Consider the following 17,262-nt stretch of genomic DNA (forward strand, 5'->3'; position numbering starts at 1 on the left):
CGCACTCGCACCTGGAAAAATCGCCCAAAAATCACAATAAAAATATTATTTTTCAATAATATACATAAATAATCTTGTTAGGGATTTTTCAAGGAATTGTCTTCCTTGAAAAAAGACAGCGTACAAAAATATCCGCACAGCGGACACGGCGGACAGAAATGCATTTATAAAGCCCCAACATTGATTAGGCTTATTGGCTGAACATAGAAAAAGGAATATTGAATTTTTGATGACACAAAACAGGAAGGCGGCAATGCCTACTTGTAGTTATTAAATCTCTACGCTAGGATGCAAACACATTAGATTTGCTGCATGATTTCACGCCGTATCGTTATTGGCGCGGATATTTTCTTGTCTCTGTTATAAGAAACTCTGCATATTCATTAGTAATTATCGACATCTGGACATGGGAATAATTATGTTAGAAATTGTTTCGGGAACACCGATTTGGGTGATGGTACTTTTGATTAGCGCGACAGGATATTGCCTCACTTTCTGTTTTAAAAAAGACGTCAGCATTAAGCTTTTATTACTTATTCCACTTTGTTTTATGATTTTTTCTTTCGTCTCTTTGCTACAGCAAGGTGACATTTTGATTTCAAGTTTGACCTGGTTAATGGGCTGCGTCATCGGGGAACGACGGCGACAAGAATTTTCGCCTCCAGACCTTACAGTCTCGGGCGCAAACAGGGCACCATCACGGTACCGGGCACCTATTCGATTATCGTTATTTTCCTGCTTTATTTCCCGCTTCGCTATTATATCGGCTACCAGCAGGCGACCGTCAGCGATCATCATCTCAGTGGCGCACTGATTATGCTGCTGGCGGTATCATCAGGTTTTGTGGTCGGCTTTTTCTCTCTGCGCGCCTATATTATCTATTTGCGCTATAAACAATTGGCGATTGCCAATTAACCCGTCATCAATAAGTTTGCTCCGTAGCGACGTATTCTCCCCTATTCGTTGATAGGGGAGTTAGGGATTGGAATGATTCACGACTACGGTGAGCACATGTTCTTCCTGCCACGCAAAATAACCCCGAAATACCCTACCGGCCGGATAATCTTCATCCAGCGTGCTGGTCAGTTGTAACAAGGCGTGACCCGTTTCGCCGTTCAGTTCGATAACTCGCGCCGAATGAAACGACATAAACTGTTTTAGGTGCGGATACAGCGCTTTATACAGGCTTTCCTTCAATGAAAAAGCCAGCGTGAGGGCCGCTGCCCACGGCATTTCGCAGCGCTGCAATAACGCCTCCTCCGTTTCGCCAACAATCATGCTGGCCAACTCCTGTGCGGAACTGGCTTTCAACAGATTTTCGGCATCGACGCCCACATGATGCCGACAGTCGGCCCGCGCGGTCAGAATCACCGCGCGTGTTGCCGTATGCGTTAACGAACCCACAATGCCCTGAGGCCAGACGGGCGCGCGATCGGCATCATTCTCGAGAAAAAATCGGCAATGCCGTAGCATTGCAACGCCGTGCGGGCCGCGAGACGACTGGCAAGATACTCCCCTCGCCGCTTGCCGACGGCGCGGTGCAGATGAGCAGGTTGATTCAAACTGTATTGTGCAAACAGCGCGTTGTCATAGTGCGACAGATCAAATTGCACCTCCGTCCACATCAGCCAGGGCAATTCACGCAATGTCCCCTGCTGCAGGGAACGAATAAACGCGCTTCGAGAATGGGGAACGGCAATCAGCGGAGTCAGCATGGTCTGGATAAGGTTGTGAAGGATGCTCGAATTACAGCATCTCTCTGTTTTTAATTCAAACGGGCTGGTTTGCCAGGAAGGGAGTATCTCAAGAAAACGTCAACGAAAAGCGGCATGGCAGAGGGCCTGCCCATGCCGCTTTTCATGGTAGAGGTCAGGGTTTTAACCGGCCGCCGCCTATTTCGGCCAGTGAGGCCAGAACGTGCGTTCATCCTGATGCGCGCCGTAAAGCTTGTCGATGTCCTTGCGCCCCAGACCTATATCTTTTAGCTGTTCATTGCTCAAACCCTGTAGCAATCTTTGGGTTTTACGTTGCTCCCACCAGCGTACAACGGCGGTGAACAGCAGGTTCCAGCGGCGACCCGTTTTTGCCGACCGGCTAACTGAAATGTCTTTCACATTACTGATAAATTGTTCGCTATCACTGATTCGTCTCATCGTCTTGTCTCCTGTTAACCCTTGCACATAGAATCACGCAAAGGCCACGGGCAATACAGATGCAATTTTTAATTATTTTAACCATACAGATGTGGCGAAATGTACAGTTTCGGGTGTAAATTAGGGTCATCTGTACTGCTATCGGACAAAATTCATGAACCGCTATGAGAATCTGGCCAATGTATTGGGCGAGCGTATCGAGCAGGGTCTGTACCCCGCCGGCCACCGCCTGCCGTCGGTACGCGTGCTGAGCACGGAGCACGGCGTCAGTGTCAGCACCGTGCAGCAGGCGTATCGAATGCTCGAAGACCGTCAGTTGGTCGAGGCGCGCCCGAAGTCGGGCTATTTCGTTTCGCTCTTGAAACGCCGCGCCGAATTACCCGCCGTGTGCCGCAATCCGCAGCGCCCCGTGGATATTTCGCAGTGGGATCTGGTGCTGGCCCAGCTTAACAGCCGTGCTCATGTCGACAGACTGGCGCTCGGCGGCGGCACGCCCGATGTGACTCTCCCCACCCTAAAACCCCTGAGTCGCGCAATGGCCCGCGTGGCACAGCGCACCGATCTCAGTGCGCTGTATTACGACAGTCTCGACGGCTGCAAAGATTTGCGCGACCAGATTGCCCGCCTGTTGATTGACAGCGGCAGTCATATGGATGCCGAAAACATCGTCATCACCACCGGCTGTCACGAGGCGTTGTCGATTGCGATTCGCTCCGTTTGTCAGGTTGGCGACATCGTGGCCGTGGATTCGCCGAGTTTTCATGGCGCAATGCAGACATTGAAAGGGTTTGGCATGAAGGCGCTTGAGATCCCGACGGACCCCGTTACCGGCATCAGTATAGAAGCGCTGGAGATGGCGCTCGAGCAGTGGCCTATCAAGGCGATACAGTTAACGCCCAACTGTAATAATCCGCTCGGCTACAACATGCCGGACGATCGCAAAAAGGCGTTGCTGCGTTTGGCACAGGCCTATGATATCGCCATTATCGAAGACGATGTTTATGGTGATCTGGCGTATCAATATCCTCGCCCCGCCACCATCACCTCTTTTGACGATGATGGCCGCGTCTTGCTGTGCAGTTCGTTTTCAAAGACGCTGGCACCGGGATTGCGCATTGGCTGGATTGCGCCCGGCCGCTACCGTGACCGCGCTATCCACATGAAATACATCAGTACCGGCACCAGCGCGACCCAGCCGCAAATCGCCATCGCCGAGTTTATCAAACAGGGGCATTACCAGACTCACCTCCGCCGCGTGCGCCATCAGTATCAGCAGAATCTGTGCGTAATGACCGGCTGGGTAAACCGCTATTTTCCGCAGGGCACGCGCGTGAGTCGTCCGCAGGGCGGCTTTTTGCTCTGGGTCGAGCTTGACGAAAAAATCGATACGCAAAAGCTTAACCGCCTGCTCGAACCGGATCAGATACAGATTTCGGTCGGCGCTATCTTTTCGGCCTCGGGCAAGTATCGCAACTGTCTGCGGCTCAACTATGCCCAGATTGACGAGAAAGTGCATGAACCGGCGATAAAGCGCGTGGGTGAGATGATTAACCAGATGATGATGATGGCGTAAGGCAGGCCGCTTTACGGGCGGCCCGGAATCACTTCAATCTCGTCGGCACTCAATTCACGGCCATCCTGCGCCCGAATCTTGAGTGCCGCAAGCGGCTGCCTTGTATCGCGCTCCACGGCGCGGCTACAGGTTTCGTTTTCATCAAACATATACTGATGACCCCACTGTCCGAGCGCAATCAGTACCGGGTACAGATCCTTGCCCTTCTGAGTCAGCCGATATTCCTGATACGCCGACCCATCGGACGCCGGTTCCAGCGTCATGATGTCTTCGGCAACCAGAATCTTCAGTCTTGAACTGAGAATATTCTTCGCGGCACCCAGACTGCGCTGAAACTCGCTAAAGCGCCTTACGCCGCCAAGCGCATCGCGCACAATCAACAGTGTCCACCAATCGCCTATCAAATCCAGCGTGCGTGCGACCGGACAAAGGCTGTCATTCAGGCTGGTGCGTTTCATTTATCACTCCGTGCTGTGGCGATTAATCTGGTTGCATTATAAAACCGGTGGTGCTAAAAATCATCTGGTTTAATAATGAAACCACTTACTCCTGCGAGGATAACATCATGACGCCAGCCACTCAGTCCACCCCTCTCGCCTTAATCACCGGCGCTTCCACCGGCATTGGCGCAACCTACGCCGAACGTCTGGCAAAACGCGGCTATGACCTGATACTGGTCGCCCGCGACGGCGCAAAACTCGACCAACTGGCCGCCGAAATTGGCCGCCATTCCGATGTAAACGTGCGTGTCTTCCCGGCCGATTTAACCGATTCCGCCGACCTCAAACGCCTCGAAGAGCTGATTGAAGCCACGCCCGCTCTCTCGCTGCTGGTCAATAATGCCGGTACCATCTTGCCGGGCGGCTTCAAAGATTCCGCCGTCGACGACATCGACCGGTTGATTCGCCTTAATGTCACCTCCGTGGCACGCCTGTCACGCGTCGCACTCGATGGACTGCGCAAACACCCGCACGGCGCTATCGTCAATATTGCCTCAGTGCTCGCGCTGGCGGCGGAAATCAGCGATCCGGTCTATACCGCCAGCAAGGCGTTTGTGCTGACTTTTACCCAGTCCATGCAAACCGAACTCGCCGACAGTGGCCTGTATTTCCAGGTGGTCTTGCCCGCCGCGACGCGCACCGATATCTGGCATAAAAGCGGGAAAAATATCGAGGAGATCCCGGGCATGATGGAAGTCGGCGAGTTGGTCGATGCGGCGCTGTCCGGTTTCGACAAACGCGAGCCTGTTACCATTCCTCCGCTGCAAGACGAGGCAAAATGGCGGCAATTTGAAGAGATTCGTAAATCGCTGGTGCCGGAATTTCTTCAGGGGCGTGCCGCCCCGCGTTATCGTTAAACCTTGATTTGTGAAGCAATGCTGACTGCCCTCGTTGCAAGCCGTGCCGACACTGGTTACATTGGATAAATCGAAAGTCACAGTTTTTTAACATCCGCATTTCTTTGAACCACAAAGGGTAGAGTGAAAATGACTGAATTCGTTATCCCCGTACCGGCGGTACCTTCACTGGCAATTGATGGGCAGGACGCTCGCTTCCCGCTGCGCCGCGTCTATTGCGTTGGCCGCAACTATTCCGAACATGCCCGTGAAATGGGACACGATCCTGACCGCGAGCCGCCGTTTTTCTTCGGCAAACCGACCGATGCCGTCGTCCCTGCGCAGGGCGAAATCCCCTATCCCACGCTGACTTCGGACCTGCATCATGAAGTCGAACTGGTGGTGGCGATTGGCAAAGGCGGCAAGAATATCGCCCCTGAACAGGCGCTGGAGCATGTCTGGGGTTATGGCGTGGGTGTAGATCTCACCCGTCGTGATTTGCAGGCAAGCGCCAAGAAAATGGGTCGTCCGTGGGATTTTGCCAAAGGCTTTGACTATTCCGCCCCGACTACGGCCCTGCTGCCGGTCAGTCAGGTGGGTCATCCGACCGAAAGCAAAATCTGGCTGGCCGTGAACGGCGAATCTCGTCAAACCGGCAACCTGAACGATCAGATTTGGCAGGTCGCGGAGGTAATTAGCTATCTTTCCGAAGCGGTCGAGCTTAAAGCGGGTGACATTATCTACACCGGCACACCGTCTGGCGTCAGTGCGCTACAACCCGGTGATGTCGTGACCGGCGGCATTGATGGCATCGGTGAATTCAGCTTTACGCTGGGCGCAAAACCCTGATTTAGTCATAAATCTATAAAAAAGCCCGCTTATCAGGCGGGCTTTGTGCTTTTTGAGCATTTTAAAAGGCATGCCGGGACTTTTACTGCCCCAGCAAAACCCGGTACGACAGAATTAGATCTGTTTTTGCGAGAATTCGAGAATGATAAATTCAGCGGGTTTCACCGCCGCCATCCCCACTTTAACAATCATCCTACCCTGATTAATATCCTCGGCGGTCATGGCGCTGTTGCGAAACGATAAAGTGCTCGCCGACAGTAATATCGATATCTGGTACGACCTGCCCGAAAACGATGACAAGACGCCCGATGGTCCGACCATATGTCTTTATCTGTATGATGTTAAAGAAAATACCACAATGCGCCACGGCCAGACCGGTCAGCGCGGTTATGAGATTGCCAAAACCGGGCCGACCACGCATCCCGGTTATTTCAACGTGCAATGCAGTTATCTGATTATCTTCTGGGACAAAACGTCTCAACAGATTCTGCCCAATAATCAGAACGCCATTATTGCCAGCCGGATTGTCACGGCGCTGCTTAACACCTACCACATCGACAAGATCAAGGAATTCTCGCATTTCGTCGATTACGAGGCGAGGTTCATCCACAACTCGGAACAGATGAACAGTATCAGCAACTTCTGGCAGTCTTTGAAACAGCGGCCCAGACTGTGCCTGAGCTATGAGGTGACGGTGCCTATCTTGATCCCTGAAACCGGCAACAGCGAAACCTTTGTGGGTATTTCCACGGCGACGGCGGATGTTTATCCGCATCATGCGCCCTTGCCAAAAGAGGCAGATTTCGAAAGCAAGCCTGTCGAATCGGTAACGGCAATCCCCGAAAAGAAAAAGAAAACCTGAAAAAAAGCCCCCGTCTCTTTACGAGGCGGAGGCTCTTCATGACTCGACTTGCAGGCTTATTTCAGCTCGAAGTTCTCGGCATGCTCTTTCTCGAGCGCTTTCACTTCTGCGGCGCGCTTGCGCAGGCCGAACCAGCCAAACACCAGCAAGACCACCAGCACCGGAATCGTTGCCACGGTGTAGGTGCCGTTTGGATAGTCAAATGCCATCAGCACCAGCACGCTTGCGAGGAACAGCAGCGTCAGCCAGGAGGTGAACGGCGCGCCCGGCATCTTGAAGGAAACATCTTTCGCCTTGCCCTGCTTGATTGCCTGACGCAGTTTCATCTGGCAGACCACGATGAAGCCCCATGAGCTAAGAATGCCGAGCGATGCGATGTTCAGAACGATTTCAAACACCTGCGTCGGCACATAGTAGTTCAGCACTACGCCCACGATATAAATCGCAACGGTCACCAGAATCCCGGCGTAAGGCACCTGCTGCTTGCTCATTTTCGACATGAACTTCGGCGCAGAACCGCCCATCGACAGGGAACGCAGAATACGGCCGGTCGAATACAGACCCGAGTTCAGGCTCGATAGCGCGGCAGACAGCACCACGATATTCATGATGGTACCGATATACGGCACGCCCAGCTTGCTGAAGAAGGTCACGAACGGACTCTGCCCCGCCTGATAGGCATTCCACGGCAACAGCAGAACCAGCAGCAGCACGGACCCCACGTAGAACAGGGCAATACGCCAGATAACGCTGTTGATGGCTTTTGGCAGAATCTTTTCAGGTTCTTTGGTTTCACCGGCGGCGGTACCGACAAGTTCGATGGCCGCAAAGGCGAAGACGACGCCCTGCACCAGCACCAGCGCAGGAAGCAGACCATGCGGGAAGATGCCGCCGTTGTCGGTAATCAGATGCAGACCGGTCGGTTGGCCCGCCAGTTCTTTACCGGTGCCGAGGAACACCACACCGACCACCAGGAAGATGGCGATAGCGGCGACTTTGATCAGCGCAAACCAGAATTCCATTTCGGCGAACCACTTCACGCCAATCATGTTCATGGTCGCGACAATGGCCAGCGCACCCAGAGCAAACATCCACTGTGGCACATCCCCGAAGGTTCCCCAGTAGTGCATATAGAGCGCTACGGCGGTGATATCGACGATACCGGTCATCGCCCAGTTGAGGAAATACATCCAGCCTGCGACGTAAGAGGCTTTCTCGCCCAGGAATTCACGGGCATAGGACACGAAACTGCCGCTGGTCGGGCGGTGCAGAACCAGTTCACCCAGCGCACGCAGGATAAAGAAGGAGAAGATGCCGCAGACAAGATACACCAGCGCCAGCGCCGGACCAGCCATCTGCAGACGCGCACCGGCACCCAGGAACAGGCCGGTACCGATAGAGCCACCGATTGCAATCATCTGAACCTGACGATTGCCCATGCTCTTGTGATAGCCTTCCTCGTGAGAGTCCAGCCAACGCCTTTTGGCCGCGTGTTTCTTGTGATGCTCAAGTTCTTCCGCAGTTTTTTTATGTCGTTTCATTTCTTACCTGTTCTCCAAAAGAAATCTTTCACGCCTGGCCTTCAACATGAGCAAACGATTGCAATTGCTGACGCCTATCGTGGCTTTTCGCCACTGTATTATTCTTGACCAACTGGGGTTAACGGAGGGTTAACATCAGCAATGGCGCAAGATGCTACCTCATTCTCTTGGAGCGTGGCAAAAAAACCTCATTTTAAATCGTTAGAATTCATCTTCTCAGTACAATATTTTGCCGTTTCGCTGCTTTAATAAGCAAAACGCCCCCAAAGTTTCTGGGGGCGTGCGTGATCTCAATCAAGAAAATTGAAATTTTCTGCGGATTTTTGCTTAGCTCTGCAAGGATTTTGTGCGGTTGGCGAAGCTTTTGCGCAATTTTTGCAGTTTAGGCGGGATCACTGCGAGACAGTAGCCATTTCGCTGACCGGCACCTTCCCAGTAATCCTGATGATAGTTTTCAGCCGGATACCAGGTGGCCAGCGGCTCGATGGTGGTCACCACCGGGTCGCGATGGTCTTCCTGCGCCCGTTCGATGGCGGCGGCGGCTTCGGCTTTCTGCTGATCGTTTAGCGGAAAAATGGCGGAACGATACTGCGTACCGACGTCATTCCCCTGACGGTTAAGCTGTGTCGGGTCGTGCGTTGCAAAGCTGATGTCCAGCAGGTCGCCGTAGTTGAGCTTGTCCGAGTCAAAACCGATGCGGATGGCCTCGGCATGGCCGGTATCCCCGTTGCAGACCTGCTCGTAGGTAGGATTGTCGGTCGTCCCGCCGATATACCCGCTTTCGACGCTTTCCACGCCGATGACGTCTTTGAAGACCGCTTCGGTACACCAGAAACAGCCGCCCGCGACGATTGCATATTCGATAGTCATGTTTATGTCCTCATGTTCCATTAACCGCTGTTTTGGCGGTGGGAGTCACACCCTGTCTTCAGGCTACACTTTTAAAGTATATGCAACCAGTGGGCAGACGGGCAGTTTTCCGGCGATAGCACACCGCGCTAACCCGCCTCACGCTGATTACAGTTTGCGGCTGAAAATTCGCACCAGCAGACTGCCGGCACCGGCCAGCGTCGCCAGGGCGACCACACCCTGCCAGCCTGCGAGTTCCAGCGCCTTGCTGCCAAGCGCAGAACCGACGGCCATGCCGATAAACACCACGGTGAACAACAGGGCGTTGAGACGGCCACGGGCGGCGGGGTCGAGTCCATACACCAGCGTCTGATGCGATACCAGCGTCGCCTGCACGCCCAGGTCAAAACCGACGGCGCTCAGGACAATCAACACCAGTTGGGCATGCGGCGACAGAAATGGCAGCGCGAACATGGCGGCGAAAGAGAGCATCACCAGACCCGAGCCGAGTTGTGTGACCACGCCCGGCCCCTGTTTGTCGGCAAGTTTTCCGGCAAGCGGCGCGGCAAGGGCACCCGCTGCCCCGGCCAGTCCGAACGCGCCCGCTATACCGCTGCCCAGATGATAGGTTTCGCTAAGCATGATAGCCAACGTAGACCAGAAGGCGCTGAATCCAACGGAGAGCAGCCCCTGCGAGAGCGCCGCACGACGCAACGTCTTGTAACGCAGCCACAGTTGGCGCATCGACAGCAGCAGGGCCGGATAACTCAACTCGCTTCCCGGCGTGAATTTTGGCAGCACGCGCCATAGCGCCAGACCTATCAGCGCGACGCTGAGCGCCGCCAACTGGTACATGGCGCGCCAGCCGAAGTATTCGGCGACTACCCCGCTGACCACCCGCGACAGCAGAATCCCGACCAGCAGACCGGTCATCACGGTGCCAACGGTTTTTCCGCGCTGGGCCAGCGGAGCCAGTGCCGCCGAAGCAGGCACGATATCCTGCGCCAGCGTTGCCGCTGCGCCTATCAGCAGGCTGGTCAGCAGCAGGCTGTGAATGCCCGGCGCAAAACCGCACATCAGCAGCGCCAGCGTGAGCAACAGGCTTTTGAGCAGAATAATGTTGCGACGGTCGAAGCGGTCGCCAAGCGGGACGAGCAGCAGAATGCCGAGCGCATAACCGATTTGGGTCAGCGTCGGCACCATGCCGGTTTCTGGGAGGCTGGCGTTGAGTTGCGGCCCCATAATGCTCAGCATCGGCTGGCTGTAATAAATAGAGGCGACACTGAGACCGGCCCCGGCGGCCAGGGTGAAAATCATTTTACCGGGCAGCGCAGGTTCGTCGGCGGCCGTAATATTCTGGGTGTTGGATAATTCTGACATGGTGGAATGCCCTGTTTGTTGTTTTGATGTCGGCATTGTTCATCAACCCGTTAACAAGTGGTAGCCAGTGGGCAGGTAAAACTGTTATACGTTACTCGTATGAGCAAAACTTCATCCGGCGGCATGGACCGCATAGACCTGATGCGCACCTTTATTCGCATCAAGGAGAGTGGCAGTCTGTCGGCCGCGGCCCAGCAGATGCAGACCAGTCAACCTACCGTGTCACGGCGTTTACAGACGCTGGAACGGCTGCTGGGCGCAAAACTGATTCTGCGCACTACGCACGCCATGAAACTGACCGACGATGGCGAGCGCTGCTATCGCCATGCCAAACTGCTTGTCGAGCGCTGGAACGCCCTGGAAGACGAACTGCATGGCGCGGAAGACGAGCCGGAAGGCACCTTGCGGGTGCGGGCACCTCACGCCTTTGGTCAGGACCAGCTGATTGCCCCGCTCACGGCCTATTTGCAGCGCTACAACAATATGTCGGTCGACTGGATGCTGAATGACCGTACGCCGGACTTTATTGCCGAGCATATCGACTGCATGATTCAGGTCGGCGAGATTACCGATCCGTCGATGGTCGCCGTGCTGCTCGCCGAGGTGCCGCGCATCGTGGTGGCCTCGCCCGCCCTGCTCGCCCGCTTTCCTGCCATCAGGGAGATTGACGACCTCGCCTGTTTCCCGTGGGTGGCATTGAGTACGTTTTACCGCAATGAAATCACCCTGCGTCATGAAAAGGATGACCGCCAATATCGTTTCGAAATAAAGCCAAAAATGAGCACCGACAGTCTATATGCGGCCTGTAAAGCGGTTGAAAACGGGCTGGGACTGGCGCTGGTTTCTTCGTGGCTGGTCAATGAGGCGATTAAAGAAGACAGGCTGGTGCCTATTTTACCGCAATGGCGTGCAACCCCTCTGCCGGTTTATCTGGTTTATCCGTATGCCAGTTATTATCCGACGCGCCTGCTCAGATTTCTTGAACTGATCCGCAAGGTGATGCCAGAACTTAGCGGCACACAACCGCCGGGCCTTTAGTCACGAACGTCGTTCTGCTTCGCGTTGGCTTCTTGCGATAACTTCATTCTTAATTGCCAATTAGGCAAAACGCTATGCCATTTCAGCATGTGACAAAAGGGAATAATACTGACGGTTATTTCCAACCTTCATTTTTCGGTAAAGAGTGTGACTATTTATTAGCATGACAAAGTCAAATTCCGTTCAAATTAAAAGCATTAACCCAGACGAGTTAATAAAGAATTGTTTTTGACCGATTGTCTAGAAATAAAAGTGCTTCGCCGGGCTATGGTTTCACGCTGCGACTATTGCATAAAAAGAAACCGGTCGAACGCATCATCCATTCTGCGGATTTCATTCCCGCCACTCCGCAGCAATCGGCCCTGCCTCCCGCCTGACTTGCACGTCAACGCGCGCCAGTCGCGGAAAGCCCAGGCAAGGACCCGCTAATTTAGTCATAAGTTATTATTATAAAAAGCCGAGTTACATGCGGACAATTGAATACTTTCGTTAAAAAAACCTCGATTCCCCATGCATTAATGTGTTGCGATTTAAAGGCATTCGTTATATATATACACAACATAGATTCCAAGGCCGGACTAGAAAATAATGCTGTTAAAAATCCTTGAAAAATATGGTTTTTCATCCAAAATCTGCTCTGGTTGTGCCTGTGCCGAAGGGGTATGAGGCGGACGCCAGTCCGTTCAAGACCGATATTGTTTTATCCCAGTCAAAGGCGCGTACTCCCTTGCGAGCAAAGCATGGAATCAATTCCGGCAAAACGGGCTTTTGCCGCCTGCCGATCGCCATGTTTCAAACCAGGGTTACTCTTAATTACCGCCCTTTTTTCTGCGTAAACGCTTTTTATCGTCTGCGAATCGACCTTCGCCCATTCGTTGGATCCGTACGCGCGTCTTTTTATAATGTTCCTTATTTAAATAAAGTCAGGCGTATTCAGGTGGGTAAAAACGATTTACTGAACAATAAAAACTCGTTTTTTGAAATATTGATGCCTTGTTGAGTCGGTAAATTCCTAAAGAGGCCGTGAACAAAACATTGTGAATAGTTATTGTGATACCCCTTCTGTTAAAGTGAATTTGAAAAGAAGTTCACTGTAGCAGAAGAAGTGCGGGAAAGCTGATGGCGACCTAATATCAATTTCAGGTTTTTCCCCTTCGGCATAATCGTGTCCCTCATAGTGCAAAGGTGTGAAAACATCAAGAGCCGTGGGGAATAATATTATGTCGAGAACAATAACGGACTATAAGCCCGGAAATAATTTAGCCGAGCTATTTTATTTGCAGGTGCAGGACTGTTATTGTCTGTAGCCTGACGTCCGTACTGAGATTATATACATCGTTTCCTAGTGTATTGGTAGCTATGAGCCAAGGGCGGTAGCATACCTGTTTCACATTGGCTGTCGGACGACTTCAAAAACAACGCGTGATTTCTCACAATTTTCCGGACAAACGGATCGGCACTTCCCCTTTGATTCTTATGCTTATGTACCCGGAAAATGATGTAGACAGTGACTCTTAAAAAACCGAAATGGTCTGGAACCTATGCACAAAAATCTGTTTAAACTTTCTGCGCTATTCTTTGCTGTAGGTATTTTAGGCGGCTGTACAGTTATACCGGGGCAAGGCTTATCGACTGGGGGTAAAAATGTCGTCAAGGTCCCTGACAGCGATTATGATCTGGATAAACTGGTAAACATTTATCCGATTACGCCTTCCGTGGTTGACAAGTTACAACCGGCCCCGGCGATTGCCCGCACTAACCTGCAACTGAGCAACCTGCTTAAAAGTTATCAATATCATGTCGGTATTGGTGATGTGTTGATGATAACTATTTATGACCATCCCGAGTTGACCACTCCGGCAGGCCAATATCGTAGCGCCAGCGATACAGGTAACTGGGTCGGTGCCGACGGTGATATTTTCTATCCTTATATAGGCAAGGTGCACGTCGTTGGCCTGACTATCGAGGAGATCCGCAGCATTATCGCCCAGCGTCTCAACCGCTTCGTAGAAAGTCCTCAGGTTGATGTGAGTGTGGCCTCTTTCCGTTCGCAAAAAGCGTATATCACGGGCGAAGTCGCTACCTCGGGTCAGCAGGCCATTACCAATATTCCTCTTACCATCGTCGATGCCATCAATGCCGCCGGCGGTCTTACCGCTGATGCCGACTGGCGCAACGTGGTTCTGACCCATAACGGTCACGACGAGACAATTTCGCTTGAAGCCCTGATGCAAAACGGCGACCTGACGCAGAACCGTCTGCTCTATCCGGGCGACATTCTCTACGTACCGCGCAACGATGACCTGAAAGTCTTCGTAATGGGTGAAGTCGGCAAGCAGAGCACGCTGAAGATGGACCGCAGCGGCATGACGCTCGCCGAAGCACTGGGCAGCGCCAGTGGAATGTCCCAGAACTGGGCGATGCGCAGGGTATCTTTGTCATTCGCGCCGTTCATGACGGCACCGGCGTCAACAAGGGCAAGATTGCCGATATCTATCAGCTCAAGGCGAAAGATGCCTCGGCGATGGTGCTGAGCAGCAACTTCCAGCTGCAACCTTATGACATCGTCTTTGTCACCACAGCGCCTATCGTGCGTTGGAACCGCGTTATCAGCCAGATAGTTCCTACGATAACCGGCGTCTACAACGTCAGTGAAAGTGCAAGATTCATTCGTAACTGGAATTAATACTGCGTCCCCACACGTTTCTCTCCCGGCGATGAGCCGGGTGTGTGTGGGGATAATTTACTCATCTCTGGCTCAAACGAGAAAAGTAGATGAAATACTTTTTGGCAATACCCACCTACAACGGTGGTGAAGTGTGGAAAGAGTCAATTGCCAACATACGCAAGTATGCGCCTGCCGATCTTTATGTGCAGGTGATTGACTCGGGAAGTAAAGATGGCACGGCTACCCTTGCGGAACAGGCAGGGTTCAATGTCATGAGTATCAGTTCTATGGAATTTAATCACGGCGGAACTCGGAATCTGGCGGTTGAAAAAGCGCCTGCCGATTGTGATGTCGTGATTTTTATCACCCAGGACGCCATTATCGAAGAAGGCAGCCTGCAACGTCTGGTCGCCGCCTTTGACGATCCTAAAGTTGCCTGCGCCTACGGCCGTCAGCTGCCGCATAAAGATGCGACACCGATTGCCCGCCATGCACGCAGCTTTAACTATACGGCTAAAAGTCACGTCTACTCGCTGGCAGATGCGCCACGGGTGGGTTTGAAAACCGTGTTTACCTCCAATTCGTTTGCTGCCTATCGCATTTCGGTGTTCAGGAACTCGGCGGATTTCCGTCCGACACCATCCTGAGTGAAGACATGCACTTTGCGGCGAGAGCGGTATTGGCCGGCTACAAAGTGGCTTACGCTGCCGACGCCGAAGCCCGACATTCTCATAACTACTCCCCTATCGAAGAGTTCAAGCGCTACTTCGATATTGGTGTTTTCCATGGCAAGGAATCCTGGATCCATGAGAAGTTCGGCGGTGCCGGTGGAGAAGGCAAGAAATTTATTTTTTCTGAGCTGCGATTTCTGCTCAAAAATGGCGTGATGACCCTCCCCGTGCGTGCATTAACAATGCCATGAAGATTGTCGGCTACAAGTTAGGGAAAAATTACAAGACCCTACCCCTCGGCATGACGCGTTCTTTTAGTATGCACAAGCGGTACTGGAAATAATCACTCCCCCGTTGCTCTAACTTTATTTGTTGAGGATACAATGAAAATTATCGTTACAGGTGGTGCCGGTTTTATTGGTTCAGCCGTCGTGAGACACATTATTCAGGACACTCAAGATGAGGTTCTGGTTATCGATAACCTAAGCTATGCAGGCAACCTTGCCTCCCTGGCTCCGGTCAGTGACGATCCTCGTTATCATTTTGCCCAGGTTGATATCTGTGATGCAGATGCACTGAACAAGGCATTTGCCGAATTCCAGCCGGATGCCGTCATGCATCTGGCAGCCGAAAGCCACGTAGACCGTTCAATCGACGGCCCTGCTGCTTTCGTGCAAACCAACGTTGTCGGGACCTATACGCTGCTGGAAGCCACGCGCGCTTACTGGAATGCCCTGTCCGACGAGAAGAAGGCGGCTTTCCGCTTCCACCACATTTCTACCGATGAAGTGTATGGCGATCTGCACGGTGTTGACGACCTGTTCACCGAAGAGACCCCTTACTCTCCAAGCAGCCCGTATTCGGCGACCAAAGCGGCAAGTGACCACCTGGTTCGCGCGTGGAAACGTACCTACGGCCTGCCAACACTTGTGACCAACTGCTCGAACAACTACGGTCCTTACCACTTCCCGGAAAAACTGATCCCGCTCATCATCCTGAACGCGCTGGCGGGCAAAGCCTTGCCTGTCTACGGTAAAGGCGACCAGATCCGTGACTGGCTGTATGTGGAAGACCACGCACGCGCTCTGCACAAGGTTGTCAGCAAGGGTGAAGTCGGCGAGACCTACAACATCGGCGGCCACAACGAGCGTCAGAACATTGAAGTGGTTCACACCATCTGTGATTTGCTGGAAGAGCTGGTACCGCAGAAACCTGAAGGTATCGCGCATTACCGTGACCTGATTACCTGGGTTGCCGACCGTCCTGGCCACGACAAGCGTTACGCTATCGATGCCAGCAAAATTGAACGCGAGCTGGGCTGGACGCCGGATGAAACCTTCGAAAGCGGGATTCGTAAAACAGTGGAATGGTATCTGCAGAACTTCGAGTGGGTAAATACCATCAAGGCAGGTACCTGGACAGAAACGTCTCGGTCTTTCTAAATAATTTAAGGTGACGGAATCATGAAAGGTATTATTTTAGCTGGCGGTTCAGGTACGCGTTTATACCCGCTCACTCAGGGTGTCTCCAAGCAGTTGCTGCCGATTTACGACAAGCCGATGGTGTACTACCCGATATCTGTATTGATGCTGGCGGGTATCAAGGACATTCTGATCATCACCACCCCTGAAGACAACGAAGGTTTCGTTCGTCTGCTGGGTGACGGTTCGCAGTTCGGTATCAAACTGAGCTACGCGATTCAGCCAAGCCCGGACGGTCTGGCTCAGGCCTTCATCATCGGTGAAGAGTTCATCGACGGTCAGAGCTGTGCGCTGGTTCTGGGTGACAACATCTTCTTCGGCGAAAGCTTTGGCCGCAAGCTGGAACACGCAGTCCAGAACAACGCAGAAGGCGCAACCGTCTTCGGTTATCAGGTTCTGGACCCGGAGCGTTTTGGCGTGGTCGAGTTCGACGAGAGCAACACCGCTATCTCTATCGAAGAGAAACCGGAAAAGCCTCGCTCCAACTGGGCGGTCACCGGTCTGTATTTCTACGACCATCACGTTGTAGAGATGGCCAAGCAAATCAAGCCTTCTCACCGTGGCGAGCTGGAAATCACGACCCTCAACCAGATGTACATGGATGCCGGCAAGCTGAAAGTAGAACAGCTGGGTCGCGGCTTCGCCTGGTTGGACACCGGGACTCATGACAGCCTGCTGGAAGCTTCCCAGTTCATTCACACCATCGAGAAACGTCAGGGCTTCAAAGTCGCCTGTCTGGAAGAGATTGCCTTCCGCAAAGGCTGGATCTCTCACGAGCAGGTTGCCGAACAGGCTAAAATCCTTAAGAAAACCGGCTATGGCAGCTACCTGACTCAGCTGATTGAATCAAAGGAAATCTAA

Annotated in this window: 14 protein-coding genes and 4 pseudogenes; 10 read left to right on the forward strand and 8 right to left on the reverse strand. The window is 52.8% G+C overall.

All coding sequences use genetic code 11. The features are described from left to right. Positions 1–390: 390 nt before the first annotated feature. From O1V66_RS08090 to O1V66_RS08105, 4 genes and pseudogenes are all read right to left on the reverse strand, one after another. Positions 391–798, reverse strand: coding sequence for a hypothetical protein (locus O1V66_RS08090; RefSeq protein WP_269128250.1), 408 nt, complete (start codon positions 796–798; stop codon positions 391–393). 177 nt (positions 799–975) lie between these two features. Next, positions 976–1,404 (reverse strand): 4'-phosphopantetheinyl transferase family protein, encoded by a 429-nt coding sequence (locus O1V66_RS08095; protein WP_269128251.1) that lies wholly within the window; start codon positions 1,402–1,404, stop codon positions 976–978. 15 nt (positions 1,405–1,419) lie between these two features. Continuing rightward, positions 1,420–1,715: pseudogene (locus O1V66_RS08100) on the reverse strand (hypothetical protein); the annotation flags it as partial. 177 nt (positions 1,716–1,892) lie between these two features. Next, positions 1,893–2,153, reverse strand: a complete 261-nt coding sequence (locus O1V66_RS08105; protein ID WP_045047684.1) for a DUF1127 domain-containing protein — start codon at positions 2,151–2,153, stop codon at positions 1,893–1,895. Positions 2,154–2,307: 154 nt separating this feature from the next. Between O1V66_RS08105 and O1V66_RS08110 the strand changes: the two genes are divergently transcribed. Then, on the forward strand, positions 2,308–3,726 hold the full coding sequence (locus tag O1V66_RS08110; protein WP_045047683.1) for an aminotransferase-like domain-containing protein: 1,419 nt from the start codon (positions 2,308–2,310) through the stop codon (positions 3,724–3,726). Positions 3,727–3,737: 11 nt separating this feature from the next. Here O1V66_RS08110 and O1V66_RS08115 read toward each other — a convergent pair whose 3' ends face one another. After that, positions 3,738–4,184 (reverse strand): winged helix-turn-helix transcriptional regulator, encoded by a 447-nt coding sequence (locus O1V66_RS08115; RefSeq protein WP_045047682.1) that lies wholly within the window; start codon positions 4,182–4,184, stop codon positions 3,738–3,740. 107 nt (positions 4,185–4,291) lie between these two features. Between O1V66_RS08115 and O1V66_RS08120 the strand changes: the two genes are divergently transcribed. The 3 genes from O1V66_RS08120 (at position 4,292) to O1V66_RS08130 (ending at position 6,773) form a co-directional block, all read left to right on the forward strand. Further along, positions 4,292–5,083 carry an SDR family NAD(P)-dependent oxidoreductase gene (locus O1V66_RS08120; protein WP_045047681.1) on the forward strand — a complete coding sequence of 264 codons (792 nt, stop codon included), beginning with the start codon at positions 4,292–4,294 and terminating at the stop codon, positions 5,081–5,083. A gap of 129 nt (positions 5,084–5,212) precedes the next feature. After that, the gene (locus O1V66_RS08125) at positions 5,213–5,911 is read left to right on the forward strand and encodes a fumarylacetoacetate hydrolase family protein (protein WP_045047680.1); all 699 of its coding nucleotides are present in this window, start codon (positions 5,213–5,215) and stop codon (positions 5,909–5,911) included. A gap of 226 nt (positions 5,912–6,137) precedes the next feature. Continuing rightward, positions 6,138–6,773, forward strand: coding sequence for a Pvc16 family protein (locus O1V66_RS08130; RefSeq protein WP_241481415.1), 636 nt, complete (start codon positions 6,138–6,140; stop codon positions 6,771–6,773). A gap of 56 nt (positions 6,774–6,829) precedes the next feature. Here the strand turns inward: O1V66_RS08130 and ansP are convergent, their stop codons facing one another. The 3 genes from ansP to O1V66_RS08145 all read right to left on the reverse strand — a co-directional run bounded on the left by ansP (position 6,830) and on the right by O1V66_RS08145 (position 10,543). Beyond that, positions 6,830–8,314: an L-asparagine permease gene (ansP, locus tag O1V66_RS08135; protein WP_045047678.1), complete on the reverse strand. Its 1,485-nt coding sequence runs from the start codon at positions 8,312–8,314 to the stop codon at positions 6,830–6,832. 327 nt (positions 8,315–8,641) lie between these two features. Beyond that, on the reverse strand, positions 8,642–9,184 hold the full coding sequence (gene msrA / locus O1V66_RS08140) for a peptide-methionine (S)-S-oxide reductase MsrA (RefSeq protein WP_045047677.1): 543 nt from the start codon (positions 9,182–9,184) through the stop codon (positions 8,642–8,644). 147 nt (positions 9,185–9,331) lie between these two features. Further along, entirely contained in the window at positions 9,332–10,543 is a 1,212-nt protein-coding gene (locus O1V66_RS08145; protein WP_045047676.1) for an MFS transporter, read from the reverse strand. 99 nt (positions 10,544–10,642) lie between these two features. Between O1V66_RS08145 and O1V66_RS08150 the strand changes: the two genes are divergently transcribed. The 6 genes and pseudogenes from O1V66_RS08150 (at position 10,643) to rfbA (ending at position 17,262) form a co-directional block, all read left to right on the forward strand. Continuing rightward, complete coding sequence (locus O1V66_RS08150) at positions 10,643–11,581, forward strand: LysR family transcriptional regulator (RefSeq protein WP_045047675.1); 939 nt, start codon at positions 10,643–10,645, stop codon at positions 11,579–11,581. 604 nt (positions 11,582–12,185) lie between these two features. Next, positions 12,186–12,581, forward strand: a complete 396-nt coding sequence (locus O1V66_RS08155) for a hypothetical protein (RefSeq protein WP_152623614.1) — start codon at positions 12,186–12,188, stop codon at positions 12,579–12,581. 541 nt (positions 12,582–13,122) lie between these two features. After that, positions 13,123–14,267: pseudogene (locus O1V66_RS08160) on the forward strand (polysaccharide export protein). A gap of 89 nt (positions 14,268–14,356) precedes the next feature. After that, positions 14,357–15,263: pseudogene (locus tag O1V66_RS08165) on the forward strand (glycosyltransferase family 2 protein). 40 nt (positions 15,264–15,303) lie between these two features. Continuing rightward, a pseudogene (rfbB, locus tag O1V66_RS08170) lies at positions 15,304–16,366 on the forward strand (dTDP-glucose 4,6-dehydratase). A gap of 17 nt (positions 16,367–16,383) precedes the next feature. Next, entirely contained in the window at positions 16,384–17,262 is an 879-nt protein-coding gene (gene rfbA, locus O1V66_RS08175) for a glucose-1-phosphate thymidylyltransferase RfbA (RefSeq protein ID WP_045047670.1), read from the forward strand.

It is taken from the genome of Rouxiella chamberiensis (genome assembly GCF_026967475.1).
In the GTDB taxonomy this organism is placed as follows: domain Bacteria; phylum Pseudomonadota; class Gammaproteobacteria; order Enterobacterales; family Enterobacteriaceae; genus Rouxiella; species Rouxiella chamberiensis.